This is a genomic window from Arenibacterium halophilum (assembly GCF_005938225.1).
GTDB classification, from domain to species: Bacteria; Pseudomonadota; Alphaproteobacteria; order Rhodobacterales; family Rhodobacteraceae; genus Arenibacterium; species Arenibacterium halophilum.
In genome coordinates, this window is the sequence record NZ_VCPC01000014.1 from 1 (window position 1) to 2069 (window position 2069).

Below are 2069 nucleotides of genomic sequence, written 5' to 3' on the forward strand. Positions count from 1 at the left end.
CGCATAAACTCACCCAAATCAACGCGCAGGCACAAACCAAAAACCAACAAGCGGTGCATCAAAGCACCCGACGTCCTTGCTTAACTCAACGATCCAACCGGAGCGAAAACACATGCTACGTACAGTATCCCTGTGGCTGGTGGGGCTGGTCATCCTGGCCTGCTACGCCGTGCCCTATGGCCTGCTTGGCGACACGCCAAGCTGGACCGGCGCCTTTCTTTTCTGGACCCTCGCGGGAGTGGCCATCATCGTGCTGAACGCGATGGCAACCGCCTCTTTTAAGGAGGACGAGGAATGAGCCAGTCATTCATCTGGTGGGGCATCGCCGCTTATGTGGTGATCTCGGTCGTCGTCGCGATGATGTCGCGGGCGGGCAAATCCACAACCATGTCGGATTACTTTCTGGGCGGGCGCAGCATGGGCGGCGTCGTTTCGGCGCTGAGCTATTCGGCGACCACCTATTCGGCCTTCATGATGGTTGGCCTTGCCGGGCTGACCTACAAGGGTGGCGTCGGTGCGCTTGGCTTCGAGATCGTGTATTTCGCCGGCGTGTCGCTGGTGGCGATCTTCGGGCCGCGCTTCTGGTCGGCGGGCAAGAAATACGGGTTCGTCACCCCGTCGGAGATGCTGGGCGCGCGCTATGGCAACCGCTGGGTTGCAGTGGCGGCGGCGATTGTCAGCTGCATCTTCCTGATCCCCTATTCGGCGGTACAGCTGTCCGGCGTTGGCTATCTTGTGTCGGGCATGACCGACGGCGGCATCTCGTTCGGGATGGGGCTGTTGATCGCGACGGTGCTGGCCATCGTGTTTTCCTACGTCGCGGGCATCCGCTCGGTGATGTGGACCGACAGCTTGCAAGCCCTTGTGATGATCGTGGCTTCGGCCCTTGTCGCCATCCTCGTGGTCAGCGAGCTGGGAGGGTTCAGCGCGATGTTCGCCACGGTGGCCGAGCGCAAGCCCGAGATGCTGACCGTGCCGGGGCCGGGGCTGTTCAGCCTGCAAACCTTCATCGGGCTGACCATTCCGTGGTTCTTTTTCTCGATCTCGAACCCGCAGGTCAGCCAGCGCCTGTTCATGCCGGAATCCAAGGCGGCGCTGCGCCGGATGCTGCTGATCTTCCTGTGCTTCGGGCTGGTCTACACGCTGGTCTCGGTGATCTGGGGCTTCTCGGCCTTCGTCGCCTTCCCGGATCTCGAGCAGCCGGACCTTGCGACCTCGGTGCTGCTGTCGTCGGAGTTCGTGCCGCCGCTGCTGGGGGTGATCGTGATGGTGGGCATCCTGGCCGCAGCCGTCTCGACCATCGACTCGATCCTGCTGACACTGTCGTCGATGGTGGCACGGGACGTTTACGGCAACGTGAGCGGAGACAAGACCGATCATCGCCAGCTCTGGATCGGCAAGCTGGTGATCCCGGTGATCTCGATCCTGGCGCTTGGCTTCGCCGCGCTGGAACTCAGCCTGATCTCGATCCTGTCGGTTGCGGCCTCGGCCGGGCTGGTGGTGACCGTGCCCGCGATTGTCGGCGCCTTCTTCTGGAAGCGCGGAACGGGTGCCGGGGCGTTGGTGTCGATCGCGGGCGGTGGCCTGTTCGTCATCGTGATGTATCTGACCGGCAACAAGCTGTTCGGCTACAACGCGGGTATTCTTGGTCTGCCGGTGTCTACCCTGCTGTTCGTCGGTGTCAGCTTGCTGACCCGTCCCAGCAATGAAGTCACCGAAGGCTTCGTGAAGGACAAGGCCGCCGCGGCCCCAGCCGGTGCGGTGCGCGCGGGATAAATCGACAACCGTCCACGATAGCAACATCTCCGGTTCGATGGGCCGGGGGTGTTTTTTATTGTGATCTGCGGTTTGGGCTTGGCAGGGTGCGCGCCTTACCCACGGGTAAGATGTGGCCCGGGCGGTAACGCCTATTGTGGCTGCGGCGGCGCCTCTTCTTCCGGAGCCAATCTACCCTGAAGGTTTTCGGGCTTGCATCGGCAAAACCTGGTGCGGTGTCTCTTGTGCAAGCTGCGCCATCAAAGGTTTTGGTCGGGCGACGGGTCTTGACGTCTCGCGCTTGGTTTCACCCC

At 62.2% G+C, this 2069-nt stretch carries 2 protein-coding genes; both read left to right on the forward strand.

Annotated elements, in window-relative coordinates:
- The first annotated feature begins 112 nt into the window (after nt 1–112).
- Nucleotides 113–298 carry a hypothetical protein gene (locus FGK64_RS22075; RefSeq protein WP_138866022.1) on the forward strand — a complete coding sequence of 62 codons (186 nt, stop codon included), beginning with the start codon at nt 113–115 and terminating at the stop codon, nt 296–298.
- Nucleotides 295–1776: a sodium:solute symporter family protein gene (locus tag FGK64_RS22080; RefSeq protein ID WP_138866023.1), complete on the forward strand. Its 1482-nt coding sequence runs from the start codon at nt 295–297 to the stop codon at nt 1774–1776. Before FGK64_RS22075 ends, FGK64_RS22080 begins: the two co-directional genes overlap by 4 nt.
- Nucleotides 1777–2069 lie beyond the last annotated feature (293 nt).

What these genes read in the sequence shown, in the direction of transcription:
- FGK64_RS22080 (WP_138866023.1), top strand. Translation starts at nt 295, where the DNA reads ATGAGCCAGTCATTCATCTGGTGGGGCATCGCCGCTTATGTGGTGATC.
- FGK64_RS22075 (WP_138866022.1), top strand. Translation starts at nt 113, where the DNA reads ATGCTACGTACAGTATCCCTGTGGCTGGTGGGGCTGGTCATCCTGGCC.